This window comes from Azohydromonas lata (assembly GCF_034427735.1).
In the GTDB taxonomy this organism is placed as follows: domain Bacteria; phylum Pseudomonadota; class Gammaproteobacteria; order Burkholderiales; family Burkholderiaceae_C; genus Azohydromonas; species Azohydromonas lata.
Window position 1 is genome coordinate 1 of the sequence record NZ_JAXOJX010000248.1, and the last position, 301, is coordinate 301.

The window sequence follows — 301 nt, forward strand, 5'->3', positions numbered from 1 at the left end:
CGATGTTCTGCGTCGGGTCCTTGATGTCGCAGGTCTTGCAGTGCACGCAGTTCTGGGCGTTGATCTGCAAGCGCTCGCCGCCGCCCTCGGCCGCCACGAATTCGTACACGCCCGCGGGGCAGTAGCGGCTTTCCGGCCCGGCGAACTTCGGCAGGTTGATGCGCACGGGCACCGTCGCGTCCTTGAGCGTGAGGTGCGCGGGCTGGTTCTCCTCGTGGTTGGTGTTGCTCACGAACACCGAGGAGAGCCGGTCGAAGGTCAGCTTGCCGTCCGGCTTGGGGTACTCGATCTTCTGGAAGTC

1 protein-coding gene is annotated in these 301 nt (G+C 65.1%); it reads right to left on the reverse strand.

Annotation, left to right across the window (positions count from 1 at the left end; translation table 11 throughout):
• A partial coding sequence (locus SM757_RS35255; RefSeq protein ID WP_322468902.1) for a 4Fe-4S dicluster domain-containing protein occupies positions 1-301 on the reverse strand: 301 nt, incomplete at both ends.